17 protein-coding genes are annotated in these 17,019 nt (G+C 32.6%); 5 read left to right on the top strand and 12 right to left on the bottom strand.

From position 1 onward, the window contains the following. Window positions 1-128: 128 nt before the first annotated feature. Both ACW5YJ_RS02360 and ACW5YJ_RS02355 read right to left on the bottom strand, forming a co-directional pair. Window positions 129-1,208 carry a GntR family transcriptional regulator gene (locus ACW5YJ_RS02360; RefSeq protein WP_107552224.1) on the bottom strand — a complete coding sequence of 360 codons (1,080 nt, stop codon included), beginning with the start codon at window positions 1,206-1,208 and terminating at the stop codon, window positions 129-131. A gap of 191 nt (window positions 1,209-1,399) precedes the next feature. After that, window positions 1,400-1,870, bottom strand: a complete 471-nt coding sequence (locus tag ACW5YJ_RS02355; protein WP_017723997.1) for a peptide-methionine (S)-S-oxide reductase — start codon at window positions 1,868-1,870, stop codon at window positions 1,400-1,402. Between the two features lie 441 nt (window positions 1,871-2,311). Between ACW5YJ_RS02355 and trhO the strand changes: the two genes are divergently transcribed. Together trhO and ACW5YJ_RS02345 are read left to right on the top strand one after the other, a co-directional pair. Continuing rightward, a complete protein-coding gene (trhO, locus tag ACW5YJ_RS02350) occupies window positions 2,312-3,265 on the top strand; it encodes an oxygen-dependent tRNA uridine(34) hydroxylase TrhO (RefSeq protein ID WP_107552479.1) in 954 nt (317 codons plus the stop codon). Between the two features lie 214 nt (window positions 3,266-3,479). Next, the gene (locus ACW5YJ_RS02345; protein ID WP_107552477.1) at window positions 3,480-4,373 is read left to right on the top strand and encodes a VOC family protein; all 894 of its coding nucleotides are present in this window, start codon (window positions 3,480-3,482) and stop codon (window positions 4,371-4,373) included. 63 nt (window positions 4,374-4,436) lie between these two features. Here ACW5YJ_RS02345 and ACW5YJ_RS02340 read toward each other — a convergent pair whose 3' ends face one another. From ACW5YJ_RS02340 to ACW5YJ_RS02295, 10 genes are all read right to left on the bottom strand, one after another. After that, window positions 4,437-5,009 (bottom strand): dihydrofolate reductase family protein, encoded by a 573-nt coding sequence (locus ACW5YJ_RS02340; protein ID WP_017724000.1) that lies wholly within the window; start codon window positions 5,007-5,009, stop codon window positions 4,437-4,439. A gap of 218 nt (window positions 5,010-5,227) precedes the next feature. Then, window positions 5,228-5,950, bottom strand: coding sequence for a transglycosylase family protein (locus ACW5YJ_RS02335; protein ID WP_017724001.1), 723 nt, complete (start codon window positions 5,948-5,950; stop codon window positions 5,228-5,230). A gap of 613 nt (window positions 5,951-6,563) precedes the next feature. Then, entirely contained in the window at window positions 6,564-7,292 is a 729-nt protein-coding gene (locus tag ACW5YJ_RS02330) for a transglycosylase family protein (protein WP_457338436.1), read from the bottom strand. A 415-nt stretch (window positions 7,293-7,707) separates the two neighbouring features. Then, a complete protein-coding gene (locus tag ACW5YJ_RS02325) occupies window positions 7,708-8,736 on the bottom strand; it encodes a sensor histidine kinase (protein WP_153672148.1) in 1,029 nt (342 codons plus the stop codon). Beyond that, the gene (locus ACW5YJ_RS02320) at window positions 8,737-9,420 is read right to left on the bottom strand and encodes a response regulator transcription factor (RefSeq protein ID WP_119603871.1); all 684 of its coding nucleotides are present in this window, start codon (window positions 9,418-9,420) and stop codon (window positions 8,737-8,739) included. It abuts the gene before it with no gap. Continuing rightward, window positions 9,395-9,847: a DoxX family protein gene (locus tag ACW5YJ_RS02315; RefSeq protein WP_230454291.1), complete on the bottom strand. Its 453-nt coding sequence runs from the start codon at window positions 9,845-9,847 to the stop codon at window positions 9,395-9,397. The genes ACW5YJ_RS02320 and ACW5YJ_RS02315 overlap by 26 nt, the downstream gene beginning before the upstream one ends. An 84-nt stretch (window positions 9,848-9,931) precedes the next feature. Next, a complete protein-coding gene (locus tag ACW5YJ_RS02310) occupies window positions 9,932-10,375 on the bottom strand; it encodes a DM13 domain-containing protein (RefSeq protein WP_119603872.1) in 444 nt (147 codons plus the stop codon). 333 nt (window positions 10,376-10,708) lie between these two features. After that, a complete protein-coding gene (locus ACW5YJ_RS02305) occupies window positions 10,709-11,218 on the bottom strand; it encodes a YfiT family bacillithiol transferase (RefSeq protein WP_119603873.1) in 510 nt (169 codons plus the stop codon). Window positions 11,219-11,310: 92 nt separating this feature from the next. Further along, window positions 11,311-11,754 carry a VOC family protein gene (locus tag ACW5YJ_RS02300; RefSeq protein ID WP_017724007.1) on the bottom strand — a complete coding sequence of 148 codons (444 nt, stop codon included), beginning with the start codon at window positions 11,752-11,754 and terminating at the stop codon, window positions 11,311-11,313. Between the two features lie 108 nt (window positions 11,755-11,862). Beyond that, window positions 11,863-12,936 carry a M20 family metallopeptidase gene (locus tag ACW5YJ_RS02295; protein WP_017724008.1) on the bottom strand — a complete coding sequence of 358 codons (1,074 nt, stop codon included), beginning with the start codon at window positions 12,934-12,936 and terminating at the stop codon, window positions 11,863-11,865. Window positions 12,937-13,159: 223 nt separating this feature from the next. Here ACW5YJ_RS02295 and ACW5YJ_RS02290 point away from each other — a divergent pair, with 223 nt between their 5' ends. The 3 genes from ACW5YJ_RS02290 to ACW5YJ_RS02280 are packed head-to-tail and all read left to right on the top strand — an operon-like array spanning window position 13,160 to window position 16,818. Next, window positions 13,160-14,599, top strand: a complete 1,440-nt coding sequence (locus tag ACW5YJ_RS02290; protein ID WP_153672147.1) for an NAD-dependent succinate-semialdehyde dehydrogenase — start codon at window positions 13,160-13,162, stop codon at window positions 14,597-14,599. 22 nt (window positions 14,600-14,621) lie between these two features. Further along, complete coding sequence (locus ACW5YJ_RS02285) at window positions 14,622-16,013, top strand: glutamine synthetase family protein (protein WP_017724010.1); 1,392 nt, start codon at window positions 14,622-14,624, stop codon at window positions 16,011-16,013. 37 nt (window positions 16,014-16,050) lie between these two features. Then, window positions 16,051-16,818, top strand: a complete 768-nt coding sequence (locus tag ACW5YJ_RS02280; RefSeq protein WP_135092785.1) for an SDR family NAD(P)-dependent oxidoreductase — start codon at window positions 16,051-16,053, stop codon at window positions 16,816-16,818. The last annotated feature ends 201 nt before the right edge of the window (window positions 16,819-17,019 follow it).

The following is a 17,019-nucleotide window of genomic DNA, read 5'->3' as shown; positions in this document are numbered from 1 at the left end:
TTGAAACCGTTTTCAAGTACACCTTATATTATTTGTCCGTACATGTCAATATATAATATATTATGTCCGTATATGTAAAGGGGTAGAAAAAGACTCAAACCAACATATTCATTGGCTTGAGTCAGTATTTATATTTTTTTTACTGAATTACGTTCTATAATATATGTATCTATGAGTTGTGAGGTTTGTTGTTTATCTGTATCTATTGCACTAATCATCCATTCAGCTGCTCTACTGCCTAGTAATTCTTGTGGATGAGAAGTTGTAGTTAAATTCATCTCACTTAACTTACTCAATACTGAATTGTCTTGTCCTACAACCGATAAATCATTCGGTATTTGTATATTTCTTTTTTTCAATTCCTGCATAACTTCATATGCAATAGCGTCGTTATAACAAACTAAGCCAGTAATGTTAATCTTTTTATTACAAATATGTTCTACAATTTGTTCGATTACTTGTAGTTTACTTTCAGTATCAAATGTATAGATATGTTCACCTTTAAACAGAATATGATTATTTTCAAAGGCATTAAAATAACCTTTCATCCTTAGCTTACCTTGGTTATCATCGATTTTCGTAATCAACGCAATGTGCTCATGCCCATGATCAATCAAATATTTAGTCGCTAAATAACCAGACTTCACATCATCAATTGCTGTATAAGGTAAACTCAATTCATCATATTTTGCATTTATCATTAAAATCGGAATATCGCGTTGTTTGAATAATGAATAATAAGATAGATTGGGATTATAAACATTACTTTTAGTAGGTTCTATAATTAATCCTCTCACACCTTGATTCAACATCATTTCTAAGCATTTACGTTCTTCTTCATGATTATTATTAGTACTTGCTAGTATTAAGGAATAGCCATTTTTTCTCAACACATTTTCTATACCTCTAATAATGCTCGGAAAAATATAATCCGATAAATATGTCACGATAACACCTATTTTTCTAGTTTCATTCGTTTGGCGTGCGTTCAAATAACTATAGCTCACATAAGAGCCTGAACCTTTTTTCTTTTTAATAAATCCCTCTTTAACAAGTACATCCATCGCCTGTCTTATTGTATAGCGACTCACATTATATCTATCTTGAAATTGTTTTTCTGTTGGTAGTAACATGCCGACTTGATACGTTTTATTTATTATTTTTTCTTTTATTTCATCCGCTACAATTTGATATTTGGGCTTATTCATAATTGAAAATCTCCTAATCGCACCAATATTTAGTAATAACGTATATTATAGCATACGTCTAATTTATTCTCTGAATCATTCACTACAAAAAAATATAATTGTGCAATTTTCTATATAGATAGACTAAATAAACTTCACATTTAGTGTTATTGTCACTCATATCACTACAAGCGCTCTTTATAACTACGTGACTATGTGTATTTAGTCATAAGTTTTTTAGGTATATGACAATAATCATTTGGAAATTTGGATAATCGGTCTTGATGTTCTCTAGCACTTTTAACGTAATTTGTTAAAGGTAACACTTCTGTTGCAATAAGGTGATGATTATCACATAAATCTATAAAAGATTGAGCTTCTTTCAAGTGTTTAGGGTTTTCACTATATAAACCAGTTCTATATTTCAAACCAATATCTTCCCCTTGCTTATTTACACTGTATGGATCAATAATTTCAAATAAATATCCCATCAACTTTGTTATTGTTACTTTTTCAGGGTCAAAGTCTGTCTTAACAACTTCCACATAACCGTCATATTCGCCCTCTAAAATATTCGAAATACCGTTAGCTCTCCCCGCCTCAGTATTAACAACACCAGGAAGTGTTTTGACGAAGGCTTGCACGCCCCATAAACACCCACCTGCTAAATAAACTGTTTCCATCATTATCACTCCTTTTGCTTCTTATATTTAATAAAGTATAGTAATTCTCACAAGATATCTCAATAACTTCTATTTATAGTAGGCTTGTCATTTTGTGAAAAGTAAAATCAACTAATATTATATAATTTAAAAACAAAATTTTTACAAATAGCAGCGGAAGAGTTATTAATTTCAGCTAATATTTGTATTTAACATATTTTAATTAAATAATACTGTCAGTCTATTAACCATTAATCAAAATATTTAATTTAGCCAAATTTATAAATTGAATATTATCCCTTTTTTGTTACAATGTAATAAGGAGAATTTTGTGCTTTTATTCAAAGTATAAACTGTTCTTATATTAAATAAAATGTGATGCATACTTTTTACGCGAACCACTATAACCTAACATTAATATAAATGAATAACTATAAAAATCAATTAGAGGAGAATAGTATTATGGATTACAGAGTATTATTGTATTATAATTATACAACTATTGAAGACCCCGAAACTTTTGCCACAGAACATTTAGAATTTTGTAAAGAACTAGAGCTTAAAGGTCGTATTTTAGTATCGACAGAAGGCATTAATGGTACAGTCTCAGGTACGATTGAAGCTACCGATAAATATATGGATGCATTAAAGTCTGATGAAAGATTTCAAGATATTACTTTTAAAGTTGATGAAGCAGAAGGACATGCTTTCAAGAAAATGCATGTTCGCCCAAGACAAGAAATCGTAGCTTTAGACCTTGAAGACGATGTAAATCCAAGAGAATTAACTGGTGATTATTTATCTCCAAAAGAATTTAGAGAAGCATTACTAGACGACGATACAATCGTTATTGACGCGAGAAATGATTATGAATATGACCTTGGTCATTTCCGTGGTGCAGTTCGTCCTGATATTACCAGATTCAGAGATTTACCTGATTGGATTAAAGAAAACAAAGATCAATTTATGGATAAGAAAATTGTAACCTACTGTACTGGCGGTATTCGTTGCGAAAAATTCTCAGGTTATTTATTAAAAGAAGGCTTCGAAAATGTGGGCCAACTTGAAGGTGGCATAGCTACTTATGGTAAAGATCCAGAAACAAAAGGTGAATTTTGGGACGGTAAAATGTATGTTTTTGATGAACGTATCAGTGTAGAAGTGAACCATGTAGATAAGACAGTTGTAGGTAAAGAGTGGTTTGATGGTACGCCATGTGAACGTTATATCAACTGTAGCAATCCTGAGTGTAATAAACAAATTCTCGTGTCAGAAGAGAATGAAGCACGTTACTTAGGTGCTTGCTCTCATGAATGTGCAACTCATGAAAATAATCGTTACGTAAAAAAACATGATATTAGTGACGAAGAAAAAGCTAATCGCTTAGAAAATTTCAAAGAATTAGTAAATCAATAAACGTATTAAGCACATATTAAAATATCGATTGTACTGACAGACTAACTGTAAATGTATTTCAACTTAGTCGATATTTCTAAAATCATATTTAAAGCTGAGACATACAAATGTCTCAGCTTTTTTTATTATAAATTAATTATCCCATCATTATTTCTTCAATCTATGTAAAACGGGTATATAACATGTATTAAATTAAAAAACGGGAGATGAAGTCATGACTCACCAAAAAATAGTGCCACATTTATGGTTTGATACCGAAGCAGAAAAAGCCTTTGACTTTTATAAAAATATATTTCCAGAAACAAATCTTATTACAGAGGTCACGCTGAAAGGTACCCCTTCTGGAGAAACTAATCAGCTCGTTTTCGACATTTATGGATTCCGTTTTATGGCAATTAACGCTGGACCTTATTTTGTAAAGAATCCTTCAATTTCTTTTACAGTATTATTTAAACAATCTGAGACAGATTTATTAGAAAATATTTATCAAAAATTAATAGAAAATGGTAGAGCTATTATGCCTTTAGCTCAATATGATTTTAGTGAAAAATATGGTTGGGTTCAGGACCAATTTGATGTTTCTTGGCAATTACTCGTTACTGGTCAAGAATTTGAACATCGTATAACACCCTCAATCATGTTTATGAACGAAAATAGCGGAAGCGCTGAAGAAGCAATGACTTTTTACACCAATGTATTTAAGCAAAGCGAACAAGGGGATAAATTTTATTATCCAAAGGGGTTAGAACCTAATAGTACATCTCAATTAGCATATGCAACATTCAAACTCGAAGATCAATGGTTCACTTGCATGGATAGCGCATATAAATATGACTTTCAATTCAATGAAGGCATCTCTCTGCTAATCACTGTAGAAGACCAAGCAGAGATTGATGCTTATTGGGATAAACTTTCTGCCGTTCCCGAAGCTGAACAATGTGGATGGATTAAAGATAAATTTGGGCTTTCATGGCAAATTGCGCCTAAACAAATGGATGAAATGATTAGTAAAGGAACACCTGAACAAATCAAACGTGTTACAGAAGCGTTTTTAAAAATGAAGAAGTTCGATATTGCAACATTAGAACAAGCCTTTCACAACGAATGATGATAAGGTACTATTCAAAAATAGAGGTCGGTTACTTAACCAACCTCTACTTTCTGTTACTCTTTATTTTTTTTGATAAATAAGTCCTAGCGCACCCGATTCAAATGTTTTGCTATCAATTAATTTCAAATCTACTTGTTTGTGTATATTTTGAAATAATGGTAATCCTTTACCAATCAGTGTAGGTGAAACAGTAATTTTATATTCATCCACTACATCTAATTGCATCAAATAATGTGCGAACCGAGGGCTTCCCAATACTACAATATCTTTACCTTCTTGTTGCTTCATATGAATGATTTCATCTTTAACATTCTTTTTAACTAATCGTGAGTTATGCCAATCGACATTATTCAAAGCTTTTGAAAATACGACTTTTTCAACATTTTCAATCCATTTCGCGTGGTTAAGTTCATGTTTAGAAGCATTTTCATTTGATGGTACTGTTGGCCAATAATCATGCATCATTTCATATGTTTTTCGTCCCCAAACAATTGTGTCTGCAGTTTGCAACACTTCATTAGCAAAATCTTCCAATTCATGATTGTAAGCAATCCATCCAATATCCATGGCACCTTGAGAACCTTCAACAAAACCGTCCAAAGAACTGTGCAAGAACACTACAAGTTTTCTCATACTAATTACCCCAATCTATATTCCACAAATTTGTTTATCCTTTAAAATTTTCATTAAAACTACAAGTTGTATTATTTTATGTATACCCATATTTATATCGATAATTTATTGAGTTTAAAGAAATTGTCAAAATAAAAAATAACGGCTGAGACATATATATGCCCCAACCGTTATCTTATTATTAAAGTTTATAATATTTTTGATACTGAATATCTATATTATGCAGTTACCCATTGTGAAGGGCCAACTTCATCATATAATTTTTGTGCTGCAGCGTCTTGTACATCTTCTGGTGCATTACCAGCTGGTTGACCTTGATATTCAGCTGGTGCTACTGAATCCCATGTGCTTTGTAAGAATTGGAACTTACCTGAAGCTCCTGATGATGGGTTTGTAGCATGAATATCGCCGCCAGATTCACGTTGTGCAATTTGTTGTAAGTGTGCGTTCACACCTGATGAACCTTCTGAAGCTTCATTTGAGCTTGATTCGTTTGAGCTAGCTGAAGATTGTGTAGTTGTTTCTTGTTGTGGTTGTTGAGCTGACTCTTGTTGTGGTTGTTGATTTGATTGTTGTGCTTGTTCAGATTGTTCACTTGAAGCTTGTTCAGTTTGTGTTGCTTGTCCGCTTTGTTGTCCACTGTTATCTGTATTTTGTGCTGATGAGCTAGTTGAACCTTCTCCTGATCCTTCACCATAGCTCCAGCTAAAGTTTTCACCATCTGAAGTAAAGTTGTAGTTTACTCCGTCTTGATTAAAGTTATAGTTATATGAACCGTCCTGTAATGCTGATTCATTTAATTGTTCTGGATTATTTTGAGCTTGTTGTGCTAAATTTGCTTGATCAATATTTTGTTCTGATGCATCCGCTGAATTTCCTGTTGCTAATCCTGTAACACCTAATCCTACTGCTAATGTTGATGCAATTACTGTTTTTTTCATTATTAATAATCCTCCTAAGAGATAATTTCCATATTTTAGATTTAAAAATTAGATTGCAATTCCAACAAATTGAAATGTTTACTTTTTACAACTAATTTGTAATTACTACTATAACACCCACAAAAAGCTCGTAGGTTACAGCCAAGTTAAAAAAACAATTGATTTTTTACATCGTCATTACGTTAAAAAGTATGATAACTATAGTTATACTAGTGGTGAAAAACTTTCATGGAGGCACCAAGGTGTATAAATACACTTCGGTATTGTGTAATACAGTTGTAATTAGTGTGAAAATTAAACATATATAAGTTTTATTTTCCATAGATTTAAGGTAAAGCAACTTGGAATATAATTATGGATAGAATATTTCATTATACCTAATTATAAAACTCATTTATACATTAATTTTTTTATGATTTTTACTATATTTAAAAAATAACAAACCATAAAATAATCTCTTTCTGTATGTTGAAAATTAAATCATTCATTAATATTCAAATAAAAGTTATCAATAGCAATCCATTAACTAAACATAAAAAAATAAGAGGTCAGAACATTTATTAATGTCTAACCTCTTAAAATTTATATAGTTAAAATTTGAATTTCAATTATATTATGCAGTAACCCATTGTGAAGGGCCAACTTCATCATATAATTTTTGAGCTGCAGCGTCTTGTACTGCTTCTGGTGCATTAGCAGCTGGTTGACCTTGATATTCAGCTGGTGCTACTGAATCCCATGTACTTTGTAAGAATTGGAACTTACCTGAAGCACCTGATGATGGGTTTGTAGCATGAATATCGCCGCCTGATTCACGTTGCGCGATTTGTTGTAAGTGTGCGTTCACGCCTGATGAACCTTTTGAAGCTTCACTTGAACTTGATTCATTTGAAGTAGTTGAAGCTTGTGTAGTTGTTTCTTGTTGTGGTTGTTGAGTTTGTTCAGTTTGTGGAGCTGCTTGTTGAGCTGGTTGCTCAGTTGATGCTTGCTCTGTTTGTTGTGGTTGTGCTTGCTCTGTTTGTTGTGGTTGTGCTTGCTCTGTTTGTGCTGGTTGTTCAGTTTGCGCTGGTTGCTCTGCTGAAGCATTACCTTGTCCGTAGCTCCAAGTCCAATATTGGCCATCTGATTGGAAGCTATAGTTTAAATTATTATGGTTAAAGTTAATGTTATAAGCACCTTCTTGTACTGGCGCTTCGTTTAATGATTCTGGATTAGTTTGCGCTTGTTGAGCTAATTGTGCTTTATCTACACCTTGCTCTGAAGCGTCTGCTGAATTTCCTGCTGCGAAACCTGTTACACCTAATCCTACTGCTAATGTTGATGCTACTACTGTTTTTTTCATTATTAATAATCCTCCCAGAAGATAATTTTCGTTTTTATTTTAAAATTGTTATTGAATTTCAATTATCTAAAACACAAAGATAATTTACTGCTTCAATTAATTCACAAATAGTACTATAACATCCATAAAACTCTTGTAGGTTACAATGAAATTAAAATAAGCGACGTCTTTTTTACATCCTAATTACATACAATCTAGTTATTTTTATCACAAAACCCTTTTTTAAAACTGTCATGAAAGTCTATATAGTTTATCTATCAATTCATATCTTTGTAATATTAATGTAATTAGTGCGAAAACTTTGTTCTTTTTCTACTAAATATTGATTTAAATTTAAACAAACTTAATAAAAGGTACGTTGTTTAGATTGTCCAAACAGCATACCTTTTCACAATAATCATATGAATCAAACCGTTTAATTTCTCGGGAAATACACTGTCATCGTCGTACCTTCTCCAAACGTGCTATCAACAGAAATTTCACCACCTATTTGTTTAGCTAGTGTCGACGCAATATATAATCCTAACCCAGATCCACCAGTTTCTTTATTTCTAGAGTTATCTACTCTATAAGTTCTATCAAAAATATATCTTAAATGTACTTCTTTTATACCTATGCCTCCATCTTTTACTGAAATTCCTAACATATTACGTTCATCTTCAAAGACTGTAATTGTCACTACTTTATCAGCATCTGAAAATTTTAATGCATTATCTATAAAATTCGTAACAATTCGTTCTAATGCGATCTTATCTTGATAGAAAGGCTTTATATTAAGTGGAATATTAACTTCTAATTGTCTCTTGTCCTTTTTCAAACATTGTTGATATGATTCTAAAATAGGCATCAATAATTGATCAATATTTATTCGCGTATCAGAACGCTTATTGTTTACAGACATGACATCTGTTAAATCATCAAACATTTGATTTAAACGGTCTGCTTGTCTAATAAGCACTTGATAAGCATCTTGCTTAGCTAATTCAGTATAAATCATGCCATCATTAAGCCCTTCTGAATATGACTTAATACTAGCTAACGGTGTTTTTAAGTCATGCGCTAAATTCTGAACCATATATAATTTTTCATCTTGTTCTGCTTTAATTTGATTCATTTGGTTATCGATTCTTATAGTCATTTGGTTAAAGGCATCACTTAATTCTTTTAATTCTTTCGGTGATTGGATATTTAAATCTTCTACTTTATAATTCCCTTTAGCAATTTGGTCAGTGCGATCATTTAATCTCTCAATTTTATGAATCGTTGGAACAGAGAAAAATATCGCGATAGCCATTGTCATCATGCTTGATACAAAAGAACAAAGTGTAAGTAATATAGTTTGATGAACATCGAACCACATTAATTTGTATAATATAAAAACTAAAAGTGTCGTTATAAATAATGATCCCATAAATGAATAAATTAATTGCTTACGAATCGTCATTTAAACACCTCTTTGAAACTTATAACCAAGTCCCCAAACTGTCGAAATTGTATATTCATTAAAATGATTACTTTCCAATTTCTCTCTAATACGATGAACGTGGACATTAAGTGAATTGACATCTTCGTAAAATTCATAACCCCAAACTTCTTCTATTAATGAAGTTTTTGAAATAGCTTCATCTTCATGCGTCACAAAATACCAAAGTAACTCAAACTCTTTAATACGAAATGGTACAGCTTCACCGTTAATTTCTACTGTTTTAGTAATATTATTCAATTTAAGATTACCACAACTGATAACTTCATGTTTTTTAGGTTTCTTTGCTACTCTATCTAACAAATTTTTCGCTCGTATCACTAGTTCTCTTGGGCTAAACGGTTTTTTTACATAATCATCTGCGCCTAACATTAACCCAAAAATTGTGTCTGATTCACTTGTTTTAGCCGTTAAATAAATGTATGGAATATCTAATTGCTTTGCTTTCATTTCTTTGACCACATCATAACCATCTACTTCAGGCATCATGATGTCTAACACCATTAAATCTATAGATTCATCTAAGAATCCAAGTGCTTCTTTACCATTTTCGGCAAGGGTTACTTGATAACCCTCAAATTCAAAATAGGTTTTACAGATTTCTCTAATATCTTTTTCATCATCCGCTATAAGTATGTGGGGCATTTTCATCATTCCTTAATTGTTTTCTTTTTATAAAATGATTTAAGCTTATTGAATTTATTATCTCTTTATTCATTAATATAATTATAAAGAAAAACAATTGAATTGGGTATGTGAAAATCATATCTGCAAGAATGTAATTTAACATTATAAAAACACCAAAAAAGCTTGCTGTATAAGAAAGCACACCAAGAATCAAACTAAGTCCTATAGCAATTTCTCCAAGTTGCACCATCCATTTAAATATTTCTAGATGATTCGCCACAACTGCTTCAAAGAAAAATTTAAACCAAGCTGGGGAATCCTGGTTTTCTTTAATTACTGATACTAAACCATCTATCGCAAAACCACCTGTTATTTTTTCATAGCCTTGAAATAGCATATAAAAACCAGCTCCTAATCGAATAATCAGCAATATAATTTTCGATATCATCTCATTAATCCACTCCTTGATAATATAGTGTGGATTGACCTAACCTATAATCTAGAAGCCAATCCACGTGCTAATTGGTTATTATTTTAGTTCTGCTGAACCAAAGATTACATGAGCTTTGTCGCAGTAGATTGTTACGGTGTTATATTCATCGGTATTTATGCCTTTCAAATCAAACGTTTGCTCTGATTTATCATAATCAACTTTATCTATTTTCTTTCCTTTTTTAATATTGCCATCTTTAGTGAGATATACATGTAAATCTGGACCTTTAGATGATTTAAAATCTTTTAACATCAATTTATTATCATGAATCATCGCCTTACCTTCTACTTTTTCTTTATTTTCTCCTTTAAATATACCTTCTTTCATACTTTTACTTTCACTCATGTCTTTGTTATCCATTTTTGACTCGGATTTTGTTTCTTCTTTCATATCTTCTTTCTTACTGTCCATATTATTACATGCTCCTAGTAATAATGATGTCGCTACCGTGCCTGAAACAAATAATGTTTTTATGTTCATAATATATACCTACTTTCAATTTATTTTTTTCATATTTTTATAATACGGCGGAAATAAAACATTTAACATTAACTAATTATTAATGTTTCTTAACTCAGTCTTAAATATAGCGAAAATTTCAATTAAGATTTAAATAACATCATAAACATCTATAGTTCTAATCAATTAAGTAACAACTACTTACCTAATCGTGTTTAAACAAATGCACACAAAAAAGCTACGGAATCAACTTAGTTAATTGATTCCGTAGCGCTTTTTCGTGCTAAATGTAACAATATATATACTAGTTAATAATTAATCCACCGATGATTAGCCTGAAATTGAAAGTGATACTTATCTTGATAATGCAATTTCAATATGTGCTAAATGATGGTTTTCATGCCATGCCAATTTAGCTAATTTTGTAGCAACTGTGATTTCGCCATTATCTTTAAGCGTGAATTTACGTTCTAATTGATCTTTATCAATACGATTCCCTAATGCTACAATGCGAGCATTAATCCCATCTAATATTTGCAGAGAATATTCGATGGGAGCTAAACTATCTTCTAATTCTACCCATTCCTCTTGATTGAATGGTGGGACGATTGGATTATTATCTGTTAATGCTAATTTCAATCTTTGATACATATTGAGTTGTGAGTCCGCAATATGGTGGACTAATTGACGTACATTCCAACTTCCATCACGATACGTTTTATTTAATTCTTCTTCTGTGATATTTCCAACTACATCTCTTAAACGCCGTGTATAATTGTCGATTTCTGCTAGCCATTTTTGAACGTCATCTAATGTTACATTTTCAGGTATGTCTAATTTACCGATTGGAAATCTTACATCCATATTAAATCACCTAATCATTAGTTATTTTTCTTCCGCTTATGACTGTTATATATTGTCGATCCTCAATAATTGTGTTGCCGAATCTCATAAATTTAATCAGGAATAATCAACATATTTTGTTCATCAAATTCCCACATATCACCATATGCAACTTCCCAATAATAACCATTGATATCTGTAAAATAGCCCCCATAACCACCCCAATCTAAATCTTGAGGTGATTTAACAACTGTTGCGCCAAATGTCTCGACTTGTTCTAAAATTAAATCGACTTCCTCTTTAGATTTGGCGTTGTAAGCTAAAGTAATACCTATAAAACCACCCGTAGTTATTTTAGGAGGACTATCTGCATTTATATCTTTTGCTAATTCTTCAACAGGAAAAATTTCTAATTTTGTACCGTCATTATTAAAAAACACGATTGCTAAATTATCATCTGTTACCTCGGCGGTTGTTTTAAAGCCAATATTTTTATAAAACTGGAGTGATGCTTTCAAATCTTTAACACCTAACGTGATTAAATTAATTCTATTCATTAGATCTCCTCATTTATTATTGGAATTGAATTGCTTATATTTCCAAGGTTATAATTAATTTTCGTTACAGTAAGACTTTACCCTCATGATGAATGAGTTATTCTTTTCCTAATGCGCAAAATCCTTACTAAATGAAATAATAATATCTTTATATGTCTCTAAAGATTCAATAACTGCATACTCGCCATCACCATGCCATTCTCCTCCTGATGGACCGAATTCAATAGCAGGGACATCATACCTTGAAAAATATCTTGTGTCTGCAAAACCATGTTGACCGAACACATCAACATGCTCTTTGTTTTCAACTATCTTTATATGTTGAACCAATTTTTGGATATAAGGATTGCTGATTTCATTTTTAACGCTTGGGCCAGTCAAATTCAAAGAGATTTCACCATCAGTAATCTCTTTAATTTGCGCTAAAATATCTTCTTTATCTTGATTAGGTAAATAACGAATATCAAATGAAATCAAACATTCATCTGGAACTTTATTGTATACTTCGCCACCTTTAATTTTGGCAAGGTTAATTGAAGGTGCCTCAAATATATCTGTAGACTCTTTAGCAAAGGGTAAATTAAGTATCTTATGATAAACTTCCATTGCTTTAGCAATTGCATTTTCCCCTTCCCATGGCCTACTACCATGAGCTGATTTTCCTTTAAATTGAATATCAAATTGCAAAATACCTTTAGCTTGAAAGCCAATCCCTATTTGTGTTGGTTCAGCACAAATTACAAAATCACCTAAATAACCTTGATCCGTTAAATATGAAGCGCAGTTATATCCTCCAATTTCTTCATCAGTTACTAATTGAAGCTGAACACAAACATCTCCTAAGTCAATATTCTTCAAATCTCGCATCGCTACCATAAATGAAGCGACTCCTGCTTTCATATCTGCTGACCCCCGCCCATAAATCTTGCCGTCTTCAATTTGTGGTGTAAATTGTTTTTTATTACCACTAACAACATCAACATGACCATTTAAAACGAGTTTTTTATTTCCTTCTCCTACGTTACAAATGAGCATCTTATAACCATTATTTATTATTATTTCTGACGCCAAACCTTCTTTTTGTAACCATTCCGCACAATAGTCTATTGTTTCGTTTGCAGTATGCTGACTAGAGCTATCAAATTGAATCAAATGTTCTAGTAAATCTAATGTATCTTGCATTGACCATACCCCCTGTCTTTAATTGTGAAAAAGTATAATATATTATCTGAATATTGACAAGATTTAAAAATTTTAGTAATCTTTGTTTATATCAATATATAAAAGAAGCAAGTAATATTATTTTGAATTTTCACAAGTAAATATAAATTAAGCAAAGGCGCTTATATCTCAATCTCGTTGATTGTGTATATAAGCGCCTTTTTACATGTTAAGGGGCGATTTTATGACACGAAATTTAAATTACAATTGGATAAATGGTGAGCAAATTCAAACTGAAAAAACTTTATCAGTTGTCAATCCTGCAAGTGGTAAAACTATTGGAGAAGTTCCTAGTGTAGATGGTCCGATCGTTCAAAAAGCAATTGATAGCGCTGCTAACGCTTTTGAAAGTTGGTCTAATTATACAGCTGAAACTAGACAAGCATTTTTAGAAAAGTGGGCAGTGAACTTGCTTAATAAACAAGAAGAACTTGCAACTATTATGAGTGAAGAACAAGGCAAACCATATAACGAAGCATTTGGTGAGATCGGTGTATGTGCTAAATTCATCCGTTGGTTTGCCGAAGAAGGTAAACGTATATATGGAGAAATCATTCCACCATCATCTGAAAATCAACGTATTTCTGTAATTAAACAACCCGTAGGTGTTTGTGGCCTAATTACACCTTGGAACTTCCCAGGTGCAATGGTTGCACGTAAAGTTGCGCCAGCACTAGCTGCAGGATGTACAGTTATTGTGAAACCCTCTAGTGAAACACCTAGAATTGCCATTGCTATTTTTGAAGAACTAATAGCTACTGGCATCGATAAGGGCGTTGCTAATATTGTTACAGGTAGCTCTTCATTAATATCTGACAAACTATTTAGCGATAAACGTGTTAAAAAAATGTCTTTCACTGGTTCTACTAAAATTGGAAAAACCTTAATGAGTGAAGCTTCCAAACACATAAAACGTATATCTCTAGAACTTGGTGGTAACGCACCTGCAATCGTATTACCTGACGCCAATTTAGATAACGCAGCTGATGCTATAGTCGATAATAAATTTGAGAATAGTGGTCAAATGTGTAATGGAATTAACGTCATACTCGTACACAAAGATATCGAATTAGAGATTACCCAAAAAATCATTAGTAGAGTTAATAAGCTAAAAGTAGCTCCTGGCAATGAATCCGGTGCACAAGTTGGTCCATTAATTAACCAACAAGCCATTGAAAAAGTTGAAAAATTAGTAGCAGAATCCCAGGAAAATGGTGCAACTATTCAAACAGGTGGGCACAAAGCTGATATAGCAGGCTCTGAACTTTTTTATCAACCTACAGTTATAACTGATGTCACGCCAACTATGTCGATTGCTCAAGAAGAAATCTTTGGACCAGTAGCACCAATTATTACTTTTGAATCTACTAAAGAAGCAATAGAAATAGCAAACGCCTCACCTTATGGACTAGCTGCTTACTTTTTCTCTAATAATATCAATACAGTATATCAAATTAGCGAACAATTAGAGTTTGGAATGATTGGCGTTAACGGAACTCAATTAAGTGTACCTCAAGCACCATTTGGCGGTATTAAAGAAAGCGGGATAGGACGCGAAGGCAGTCACTTCGGTCTAGATGGCTTCCTAGAATTAAAATATATTTCACTATCTTTACTTAAATAAAATAGCTAAGGGGATGTCACACATGCAAAACAAAAATAGAGTAACTGGAAATATAACAAAAGATAAATTAATTGAATTAGTCAAATCAGATGAAATTGACACTATAATCATGGGATTTTGTGATATGCAAGGAAGACTCATGGGTAAGCGAATTACAGGAGACTTTATTTTAGAAAATGATATTTCAGATGGGACACATTTTTGTAACTACTTACTAGGTACAAATTTCGAAATGGATACAAATGAAAACTTTGAATTTATGAATTGGAATAAGGGCTACGGCGACTATTTAGCAGTACCTGATTTAGATACGTTAAAAGTTGTGCCGTGGTTAGAAAAAACTGCCATGGTCTTTTGTGATGTCTACTCCGTAGACGGTAGTGAACCTATTTGTATTGCACCGAGAAATATATTAAAGCATCAAATCAAAAAAGCTGAATCACATGGTTTATCACCACATATGGCTAGTGAATTAGAATTCTACTTATTCAATAATTCTTTCGAAGAAATTTCAAAACAAGGTTACAACAATTTGGAAGCTGCTGGACATTTAAATGAAGATTACAATTTACTACAAGGAAGTAAAAACGAGCCTATTTATCAAGAAATACGACACCAAATGCACCTTATGGGAATTACTGTCGAATCTTCAAAAGGTGAAGCCTACAAAGGACAGCATGAAATCAATTTAAAATATTCTGATGCTTTAAATGCAGCCGATCAACACATCATGTTCAAACATGGAATGAAAGAAATTTGTATACAAAATGATAAATCCGTAACCTTTATGGCCAAACCATACGAAGAGTGGACTGGATCGAGTGGTCATATACATCTGAGCATGATGGAAAAAGGAACAAAAACGAACGCCTTCTATGCTGGTGATGACGCCGAAGAACCTAAATCTGAAACTATGCAACATTTCTTAGCTGGCATTTTAAAATATACTAAAGATTTTGCCTTAATGTTTGCACCTTACGTCAATTCATATAAACGTTTCGCACCAAACTCTTGGGCACCTGTTAGCATCGCATGGAGCAGAGATAATCGCTCAGCAGGTTACCGCGTAGTTGGTGATGGCAATTCATTACGCTTTGAATCTCGTATTTCAGGTGCAGATATGAACCCTTACTTAGCATATTCCGCACTTATAGGGGCTGGACTATATGGTATCGATAACAAAATTCCTTTAAGTGAAGAATTGGTTGGTAATGCCTACGAACAAGATAGTATTACGCGAATTCCATCATCATTACATGAAGCTATCTTGCAATGGAAAAATAGTGAAGTTGTCACAGAAGTATTAGGTGAAGATGTCGCAAATCACTATTTAGAAGCTGCGCAATCAGAGCAAAATGATTTCGATTCTTACGTCACGACTTGGGAACGTTCACGTTATTTTGAACAGAGCTAATATCATTCAGAACTATTATTATAAGGAGGAACAATTTATGAGACTAAAAGATAAAGTATGTATTATTACCGGCGCAGGTGGCGGTATGGGAAAAATTGCAGCACAAACCTTTGCCAAAGAAGGTGCTAAAGTTGCAGTCTTTGAAAGAGATGAAGAAGCTGGTCTTGAAACTGTGCAAATAATTAAGGACAATGGTGGCGAAGCCTCATTGTTCAAAGTAGATATTGCAAACGAAGAGAATGTTAAAAAGGCAGTTGCAGAGACTGTTCAATCTTATGGAAAAATTGATGTACTATACAATAATGCAGGTGTTATGCCTGAAGCAGATAATTCTGTAGTAAATACAAGTGAAGATGTTTGGGACTTAGTCATGAATATCAATGTTAAAGGAATTTTCTTTATGACAAAATATGTAATTCCTGAAATGGAAAAACATAATTCTGGTTCTATTATTAATATTGCATCATTTGTCGCCGAAATGGGTTGTTCTGTACCACAAGATGCCTATACTGCATCAAAAGGCGCTGTTGTTTCTTTAACTAAATCTTTAGCTATTCAATTTAGACCTAAAGGTATTAGAACTAACGCAATAAGTCCTGGACCAATCGAAACACCATTACTAATGGAGTGGTTAGTCTCAGATGAAGAAGCTAAAAACACTAGATTAAACAGACAACCAACTGGCCGCTTCGGGAAACCAGAAGATATTGTAAACTGTGCGTTATACTTGGCATCAGATGAATCAGACTGGACAAACGGTGCAAATATTAACGTAGATGGTGGTATCACTGCAAACTACTTCTAAATAGTTACACATATATATAAATACTTTAGAGCCGACTATAAAAAACGCATGTACTTCATAGCCTTTTAGTACACATTTAGAAATAGATAAAAAAAACCCCGAGACATTATAAGTCTCGGGACTTTTAATTTTATAGACAATAACTGTTACATCCTTATTTTTTCATCAATTTTGTACGAATTATATTCGAAACAACCGTTC

The sequence above is a fragment of the Staphylococcus sp. mip270_02 genome, assembly GCF_054031535.1.
This window is presented reverse-complemented; position numbering and strand designations above follow the sequence as displayed.

What these genes read in the sequence shown, in the direction of transcription:
- ACW5YJ_RS02285 (WP_017724010.1), top strand. Translation starts at nt 14,622, where the DNA reads ATGCAAAACAAAAATAGAGTAACTGGAAATATAACAAAAGATAAATTA.
- ACW5YJ_RS02295 (WP_017724008.1), bottom strand. Translation starts at nt 12,936, where the DNA reads ATGCAAGATACATTAGATTTACTAGAACATTTGATTCAATTTGATAGC.
- ACW5YJ_RS02300 (WP_017724007.1), bottom strand. Translation starts at nt 11,754, where the DNA reads ATGAATAGAATTAATTTAATCACGTTAGGTGTTAAAGATTTGAAAGCA.
- ACW5YJ_RS02325 (WP_153672148.1), bottom strand. Translation starts at nt 8,736, where the DNA reads ATGACGATTCGTAAGCAATTAATTTATTCATTTATGGGATCATTATTT.
- trhO (WP_107552479.1), top strand. Translation starts at nt 2,312, where the DNA reads ATGGATTACAGAGTATTATTGTATTATAATTATACAACTATTGAAGAC.
- ACW5YJ_RS02335 (WP_017724001.1), bottom strand. Translation starts at nt 5,950, where the DNA reads ATGAAAAAAACAGTAATTGCATCAACATTAGCAGTAGGATTAGGTGTT.
- ACW5YJ_RS02345 (WP_107552477.1), top strand. Translation starts at nt 3,480, where the DNA reads ATGACTCACCAAAAAATAGTGCCACATTTATGGTTTGATACCGAAGCA.
- ACW5YJ_RS02360 (WP_107552224.1), bottom strand. Translation starts at nt 1,208, where the DNA reads ATGAATAAGCCCAAATATCAAATTGTAGCGGATGAAATAAAAGAAAAA.
- ACW5YJ_RS02330 (WP_457338436.1), bottom strand. Translation starts at nt 7,292, where the DNA reads ATGAAAAAAACAGTAGTAGCATCAACATTAGCAGTAGGATTAGGTGTA.
- ACW5YJ_RS02305 (WP_119603873.1), bottom strand. Translation starts at nt 11,218, where the DNA reads ATGGATGTAAGATTTCCAATCGGTAAATTAGACATACCTGAAAATGTA.
- ACW5YJ_RS02320 (WP_119603871.1), bottom strand. Translation starts at nt 9,420, where the DNA reads ATGCCCCACATACTTATAGCGGATGATGAAAAAGATATTAGAGAAATC.
- ACW5YJ_RS02340 (WP_017724000.1), bottom strand. Translation starts at nt 5,009, where the DNA reads ATGAGAAAACTTGTAGTGTTCTTGCACAGTTCTTTGGACGGTTTTGTT.
- ACW5YJ_RS02290 (WP_153672147.1), top strand. Translation starts at nt 13,160, where the DNA reads ATGACACGAAATTTAAATTACAATTGGATAAATGGTGAGCAAATTCAA.
- ACW5YJ_RS02310 (WP_119603872.1), bottom strand. Translation starts at nt 10,375, where the DNA reads ATGAACATAAAAACATTATTTGTTTCAGGCACGGTAGCGACATCATTA.
- ACW5YJ_RS02355 (WP_017723997.1), bottom strand. Translation starts at nt 1,870, where the DNA reads ATGGAAACAGTTTATTTAGCAGGTGGGTGTTTATGGGGCGTGCAAGCC.
- ACW5YJ_RS02280 (WP_135092785.1), top strand. Translation starts at nt 16,051, where the DNA reads ATGAGACTAAAAGATAAAGTATGTATTATTACCGGCGCAGGTGGCGGT.